4 protein-coding genes and 5 tRNA genes are annotated in these 7,188 nt (G+C 51.1%); 1 reads left to right on the top strand and 8 read right to left on the bottom strand.

Translation table 11 applies throughout. The features are described 5' to 3' along the window. Positions 1–25: 25 nt before the first annotated feature. The 8 genes from ACTNDI_RS10745 to ACTNDI_RS10780 all read right to left on the bottom strand — a co-directional run bounded on the left by ACTNDI_RS10745 (position 26) and on the right by ACTNDI_RS10780 (position 5,018). Positions 26–1,315: a 2-hydroxyacyl-CoA dehydratase subunit D gene (locus tag ACTNDI_RS10745; protein ID WP_441100987.1), complete on the bottom strand. Its 1,290-nt coding sequence runs from the start codon at positions 1,313–1,315 to the stop codon at positions 26–28. 158 nt (positions 1,316–1,473) lie between these two features. Next, positions 1,474–2,760 (bottom strand): pectin acetylesterase-family hydrolase, encoded by a 1,287-nt coding sequence (locus ACTNDI_RS10750; protein ID WP_441100988.1) that lies wholly within the window; start codon positions 2,758–2,760, stop codon positions 1,474–1,476. 339 nt (positions 2,761–3,099) lie between these two features. Continuing rightward, positions 3,100–3,172 (bottom strand) — tRNA-Val (locus ACTNDI_RS10755). A 47-nt stretch (positions 3,173–3,219) separates the two neighbouring features. Then, positions 3,220–3,293: transfer RNA gene (locus ACTNDI_RS10760), tRNA-Asp, on the bottom strand. Positions 3,294–3,347: 54 nt separating this feature from the next. Continuing rightward, positions 3,348–3,421, bottom strand: a tRNA-Ile gene (locus ACTNDI_RS10765). Positions 3,422–3,425: 4 nt separating this feature from the next. Next, positions 3,426–3,498, bottom strand: a tRNA-Thr gene (locus tag ACTNDI_RS10770). Between the two features lie 26 nt (positions 3,499–3,524). Next, a tRNA-Glu gene (locus ACTNDI_RS10775) sits at positions 3,525–3,596 on the bottom strand. A 234-nt stretch (positions 3,597–3,830) separates the two neighbouring features. After that, positions 3,831–5,018, bottom strand: coding sequence for a cation diffusion facilitator family transporter (locus tag ACTNDI_RS10780; RefSeq protein ID WP_441100989.1), 1,188 nt, complete (start codon positions 5,016–5,018; stop codon positions 3,831–3,833). Positions 5,019–5,379: 361 nt separating this feature from the next. Between ACTNDI_RS10780 and ACTNDI_RS10785 the strand changes: the two genes are divergently transcribed. Further along, positions 5,380–6,837: a nicotinate phosphoribosyltransferase gene (locus tag ACTNDI_RS10785; RefSeq protein ID WP_441100990.1), complete on the top strand. Its 1,458-nt coding sequence runs from the start codon at positions 5,380–5,382 to the stop codon at positions 6,835–6,837. The last annotated feature ends 351 nt before the right edge of the window (positions 6,838–7,188 follow it).

The following is a 7,188-nucleotide window of genomic DNA, read 5'->3' on the forward strand; positions in this document are numbered from 1 at the left end:
CTGTCCTGTCATCCGAATTTCTGCCCTATCTTCCATCTGTCCTTCCAGCTTTTCTGGCTTCCAGCATCTCTATAAATGCCTGCATCCGCGTCGCAATCTGTCCGTTGCTCGAATTACCGGAATCGCATCCGTCACCGTCCAGAATCAGGGTCGGATACCCGTTTTCCTCCAGAATTGCCCTGGCATTCTGCGCTGCTGCCTGCGTCTGCTTGCAGCCCCAGTGACAGAAATACACGACGCCGTCCGCGTCCAGCTTCCGGCACATACCGAGACTTCTTCGGATTCTCCGGTCCGATGGTCCGTTAAACGAATCATAAACCAGCCGTTTCGCCATACTTTCAAACGGTTTCTCCGGATCCACCTCGCAATACTCGTCGTAGTTCATATCACATGCCACGACCTGACACCGGTCGCTGAAATTCAGCATTTCGCGGAGCGGCTTCTGATAAAAGGGAATGGTATGCATCCACAGAATGCGGATTCCCCTTGACGGCTCCGCCTTCTTCAGATCCCGAAGAAGCGAATCCGCAAACCGCTCGACCTCCGGCATCCCGAGCAGAACATGATTTCCGAATACCTCATACAGCTCATCCGTGATGTCATTCGACAGATAGCGGTCATGTTTCAGCGTCTGACAGGCGGCAAGCTTCTTCATGGTCCTTCCTCCTGCCGCGACTCTTCGTTTCAGTTCTTCCATGTCAAGAGGCTTCTTCTGATCCTCCTCGAGAAACTTCGCGAATTCACGCAGCTGGTCCGCCGTGTACCGGACAGACTCCTCCGAGCACTCATATGGCACATCAATGTAGAAATGCGGCACATGGTAATGCTCCGCTGCCATGCGGAATGTCAGATTGTTGGCATCGCAGGCGAGAGAGGTGTTGACGATGAACCGCGGCCTTCGGATTACCTCCGACAGAATACCTCCCAGCAGAATCTTGTGATAGGAGCAGAATGTCTCCGGCACGCCCTCCTCACCTGCATAGTCAATAAATCCTCGTTCCGCGTCCGCGCCTGTAATATAACAGGACATCGCCTCTGCAACCATAGGATAGATTCCGTAGGTCTGCAGAAGTTCGCAGGGGGTAAAAATACTGACCAGCCCTGTTTTTTCCGGATGTACCAGAGGATGAATCACCGCATTCATCGATGTAACCGCCATGTCGTTTCTTGCCGGGCTGAGTTCTTTCGGCGGAAACTTCTTCAGCTGAACTCTTTTCGCATAATATGCGGCAAGGAGCAGCCTCCTTGCCGCATTGGGATGATCGGGAATCTGTGCGTCCACAAGATTGCCAAACTTCTGAATCATGTCTGCCATTACATTTCCTTCCTGTTTCCTCTGAGATCACTCGAATGTCCCGGGTTCTGAAAAAAACCTGTCACGGGCTGCGTACTCTTCTGTTCTACTTGAAACAGCTTGAAACAGCTCTTGTACGTCGGGTTCATCCAATCTTGTCCTTCGGGTTCATCCGGCCCTCACAGTTCCTCCATAAAGTCTGACCCTGTATCTTCGCCGCTCATCAGATCCATATTGCAGTCGTAAACCATACCATTCACCGCGTCCCCGAGCCATTTTGCCATGGTCTTCCCCGATTTCGTCAGAAAATAGAACCTCTTGTGCCGGACCGTAGTGTGAACGGTGCCCCCGAGGAACCATCTCAGATTTCGGAAATTGTATATAAACATCCCGAATTTCGGTGTAATCTCCTTGAGAGAGCGGATCATCCGCTGCATCTCGCGGTAATACTCCTCCTGTACTTCCGCATTGGTTCCGTACTGATGAGTCAGCACGTCATTCAGGTACGAACTGAGCAGATAATCTCTCGGCGACCCGGCATACAGGTAACGGATCCGGTCGCCCCAGATCCGATACAGCTGCCGGTACCAGTCCACTGTGATATTGCCGGAGCCAAGCGGCTCCCAGTACACCGGATCCGTCTTCCAGACCTCTTTCGCTGTCTGCCTCCATTTTTTATAATTCAGCTGGCCGCTGTCCGAAAATACTGTCACATCTTTGCATTCCGGGTAAAAATCCTCGAGGATCGGTGTTGTGACGGCGGGAACCGCGAAGGCGCCTGCGCTGTCCCCTGCAATCAGAAGCTTGTCCGGCCTTGGAAAAAAAGCGGTCCCCGCTTTCATGCCTTCCATGAAGTTCTCGTATCCATGGAAATGGAGGATCTGCTCTGTTCCGTCCTCTGCGATATAGTGAAAGTCGTTTTTTCCGACGTGAAAATCGCCGGTCGCGTATGTGATGACGATGAAATTCCAGTCATTGAAGGGATTGTGCTGGTTACCGATTTCCGTGATTCCCGTATTGATGTTCATGATCTGCGTGAATGGCCGCAGATTGTTCCAGTAGTAATTCGGAAGCCCGGCTGCCACTTTCCCACCCGTAACAGGACGCGCCGCGGTATATTCATTCCACGCGACTCCTCCGCCCGACAGAAAGACGCAGGTACAGTTGACTCTGCCCTTCTTGATATAGATATGGTACTCGGAGCCATCTCCGGACTTTCCACGGGGTATCGGGATCCGGTACCAGACATCCGTCTCCGGTTCCCCTTCGAGCACCGGAGATTCAAACCGCTTCTCGATCTCCGCGCCGATGACATTTTCCGCAAGGTCCCCGAGCCGTCCCATCGCACTCCGTCCCCGTTCTTTCTGTTCACCGTGATGTTCTTCCGGCTTCCCATGTGCTGAGATTTTCTCACCGAACGCTGTCTCGTATTCGCTTATCCACGATCTTTTTTTCTTTCCGCTCATTTCTCTGAATACCCGTGCCCGCTCCGCCGTTCTGAAAACATACCCGGGAAGCGGCTTTCTGCCTGAAGATCTTATCGATATCGCTATCATATCATTTCTGACCGTTCGCGCACAAGACGGAAGCGCCACATACTATCTAAGTCCCTGCGTCACTTACATTGCGGTTCGACTGATACACGAACATTGTGGCTAGACTGATAGACAACGAGATAAAACACGCTGCGCGAGTTTTATCTCGCTATCGCGACGCTCGCCGCACACGAATACTTCGCATTCAGCTGTGGCTCATTGTTCGCGTAAAAAAAAGCACAGGCCGAAGCCTGTGCGTACAAAAAAATATGGGACCTACAGGGCTCGAACCTGTGACCCTCTGCTTGTAAGGCAGATGCTCTCCCAGCTGAGCTAAGATCCCATACACATATGAACTCCGAATCTGCCGTGAAGCAGTTCAGAATAGAGCGACCCGGATCGGGATCGAACCGACGACCTCCGCCGTGACAGGGCGGCGCTCTAACCAGCTGAGCCACCGGGCCACAAACTATTTTCTTATAATCAGGTAAGCAGTGAACACAAGGCTGTGTTCAAAATGGACCTTCAGGGACTCGAACCCGGGACCGATCGGTTATGAGCCGACTGCTCTAACCAACTGAGCTAAAGGTCCATAGAGCCGATGATCGGACTCGAACCGATAACCTGCTGATTACAAATCAGCTGCTCTGCCAATTGAGCCACATCGGCATAAGTCTTACCCGATTCATAAGAAGTGACCCGGACGAGAATTGAACTCGTGTTACCGCCGTGAAAGGGCGATGTCTTAACCTCTTGACCACCGGGCCTTATGTTATGCGTGCTTTACGGCACGCATGAAATATTAACATATTCTAAAGGCAAAGGCAAGGACTTTTTTAAAAATTTCCTGTTTTTTTCGACGGTTTTTTCAACCATATCCCGACTGTTCACGAAAGCAGCCTTGAGGCAAACCCCGGCAATCATTTACAACCGATTTTGGTAATTATTTTCCATCAGCAACAGCACCGTTGACAGTGCCCGGATCGCCATGTTCTCTCAAGTCACGGCTGTGCGACCTCTTCCAGAATCCCCCTGTCAATCACAATCGTGCATTCATAATCCGGATTGATCTCCTTCATCAGACTGACAACCTGCCTCGCAACCTTGTGCTCCTGTTCCTGGGAATACGAGTAAGGAACGACCAGATCAAAGGAAATCATGGCTTTTTCGCCTTCAAAATTCACCCTGAAATCGTGAAATTTGAGTTCCTCATCCAAGATGTTCAGAACCCGGGTGACTTCATTCCGGATCTTCAGCACTCTGCTGTCACTGAGTTCCACCGGGTCAACATGGACGACGAGCACAACCCCGAGCTGATCCAGCACCTTCTTCTCGGCCTGGTCCGCAATATTGTGTCCCTCCTCCAGGGTATGCTTCACAGATACTTCCACATGTATCGTCGCAATATAGCGGTTCGGCCCGTAACTGTGTATGATCAGATCGTGCGCACCCGCCACTCCGTCCACACTTTCGACTATTTTCCCGATCTTATCTGCGAGCTCCGGATCCATGGCTTCTCCGAGAAGAGGTTTCACAGTATCCCGTACGATCCCGACGCCCGCGTAGATGACTACAAAGGATACAATGAGTCCCGCAATGCCGTCAATATTGATATCAAAGAAAAAATACACGCCGATCGACACCAGCGTCAGAGTCGTGGTAATCGCATCGAACAGAGAATCCATTGCCGTCGCGTTCATTACCTCCGATCCGATTCTCCGGCCGATTTTACGGTTAAAAAAGTACATCCACAGCTTCACAGCCACAGATATCACAAGGAATACAATTGCCGCTGCGGAAAAATTCAGCGCCCCGGGGTTCTTGATCTTTTCAACGGAGCTTTTCAAGAACTCCATACCAACCGCTACAATCAAAATTGATATGAGCAGTGCGGCGATGTACTCCATTCTTCCGTGTCCGAACGGATGATCCTTGTCGGAGGGCTTTCCCGCCATCCGCATCGCGACAAGACTGATCACGGAGGAAACCGCATCCGACAGGTTATTGAAAGCGTCTGCGATAACCGCCATCGACATCATGAAGAGTCCGACGCTCAGCTTTACCGCAAACAGAAAAAAATTGCAGATAATTCCCGTAATGCCCGCGAGGGTCCCGTAAGCCGTACGCACCCTGGTGTCATCTGTGTTCTGATAGTTCTTTACAAATTTCCGGATCAGAAATTCCATCATCCTGCCCCCTCTGCCCGCGCATATGCATGTTAGCGGTGCTTCGATTCTACTCTGTCAGAGCATGCCGTGTCAATCTGTCATTATAATTCTGTCTTTTCCTGTCGAACGCCCGGTTGCCGCGGACCGGAAGCGCATGTGGCCTGTGCCGGCTGTGATGTGCAATTTTTATGCCAGAATGCGCGCCGCAGCATAACCGGAATTCAGCACTGGCGCCGCTTTCGCCGGTTGTATTTTGCTTTCCGGAGTGTTATACTTTTTGCAACTTACATCTGACAGAACATCTTTGTTTTTAGATATATATAAAACCGGACTTCGTCAGATTCTGGTCATTACATCAACAGAATAAGCGGAGGTTTGAATAATGGCAGATAATCGAAATTTGACGATGATGACCGATCTCTATGAACTGACCATGATGCAGGGTTATTTCAAGAATCCAACCGATCAGATCGTCGTCTTTGATGCTTTTTACCGCAACAACCCATGCAACGGAGGCTATGCCATAGCCTGCGGCCTGGAGCAGGTAATCGACTACATACGCAATCTTCATTTTTCTCCGGAGGATATCGAATACCTGAGAGGTCTCGGTCTGTTCGACGACGATTTTCTGGAGTATCTGAGAGGCTTCCATTTTACCGGGGATATCTACGCAATTCCGGAGGGAACCGTTGTCTTCCCGCGAGAGCCGCTCGTCAAGGTCGTTGCGCCATTGATGGAGGCCCAGTTTATTGAGCCTGCACTTCTGAACATTATCAACCATCAGTCTCTGATCGCCACAAAGGCGTCCCGTGTCGTTGACGCCGCGAAGGGCGATGGAATCATGGAATTCGGTCTCAGACGCGCCCAGGGTCCTGACGCCGGCATCTGGGGCGCCCGCGCCGCTGTGATCGGCGGATGTATCGGCACCTCTAATGTCCTGACTGGTGAACTCTTCGACGTGCCGGTGAAGGGGACGCATGCCCACAGCTGGATTATGAGTTTCCCGGATGAGCTGACCGCTTTCCGTACCTATGCAAAGCTGTATCCTTCCGCATGCATCCTCCTGGTCGATACCTATGACGTACTGAAGTCCGGCGTACCGAACGCAATTCAGGTATTCCGGGAGATGCGCGACGCAGGTATTCCAATGAAGGGATACGGCATCCGGATCGATTCCGGAGACCTCGCATACCTCTCCAAAAAAGCTTATGAAATGCTTGACAGGGCAGGCTTCGGAGACGCAATTATCTCTGCGTCCAGCGACCTTGATGAATATCTGATCACGTCTCTTAAGCAGCAGGGCGCCCGGATCAATTCCTGGGGTGTCGGCACCAACCTCATCACCTCCAACGGCTGGTCTGCTTTCGGCGGCGTATACAAAATGGCTGCCATCAAGAACAGAAATGACAAAGATTTTGTACCAAAGATCAAGCTTTCCGAGAATGTCGAGAAGATCACGAATCCGGGCAACAAGACCATCTTCCGGTTCTATGACAAGCAAACCGGAAAAATCCGCGCGGATCTCATTGCCCTCGCCGATGAGAAGTTTGATCCCGAAAAGGACATCACGATCTTCGACCCGAACGCAACGTGGAAAAAGACAACGCTCAAGGGCGGAACCTACCGGATCCGCGAACTGCTGATTCCGATCTTCCGAAACGGGCTTTGCAGCTACGTTTCTCCCTCCACAATGGAAATACAAAAGATCTGTACAGACGAGAAGAACACGCTCTGGGACGAGACAAAGCGGCTCACGAATCCACAGGAGGTCTATGTTGATCTCTCGGACAGGCTCTACGAGATGAAGCAGAAGCTTTTTCACGAAATGAGCAGAAAATAGCGCATGTCTGTCTGGTTTCGTTTGCTCTGACTAAGGCACAATATACCTATACACGGACATTTGCTATGTTCAAAAATCATCTGGCCGGCTCACCGTTTCGCAGGAAAAATACCTGCCCGGGTCCATTAGACCAAACCTATGCCCATCAGACCAAACCTAATCGAGTAGGAGGCGGTGACTAACCGCCGTCCTCTCACAACACCGTACGTACCGTTCGGTATACGGCGCTTTCAATAGTTGACGTGCACAGACTGATAGGCCGTGGCTAAATCATAGAAGCCACTGTTTATCAGTCTTTCTTTTGTCATAGCCATATTGACTGCGACTGTATGCGTCGTGAACCAATGGCCT

The organism is Bilifractor sp. HCP3S3_D3, assembly GCF_052063915.1.
In the GTDB taxonomy this organism is placed as follows: domain Bacteria; phylum Bacillota; class Clostridia; order Lachnospirales; family Lachnospiraceae; genus Bilifractor.

Excerpts from the sequence above, each read along its gene's own strand:
- ACTNDI_RS10745 (WP_441100987.1), bottom strand. The coding sequence starts at position 1,315 with ATGGCAGACATGATTCAGAAGTTTGGCAATCTTGTGGACGCACAGATT.
- ACTNDI_RS10750 (WP_441100988.1), bottom strand. The coding sequence starts at position 2,760 with ATGAGCGGAAAGAAAAAAAGATCGTGGATAAGCGAATACGAGACAGCG.
- ACTNDI_RS10780 (WP_441100989.1), bottom strand. The coding sequence starts at position 5,018 with ATGATGGAATTTCTGATCCGGAAATTTGTAAAGAACTATCAGAACACA.
- ACTNDI_RS10785 (WP_441100990.1), top strand. The coding sequence starts at position 5,380 with ATGGCAGATAATCGAAATTTGACGATGATGACCGATCTCTATGAACTG.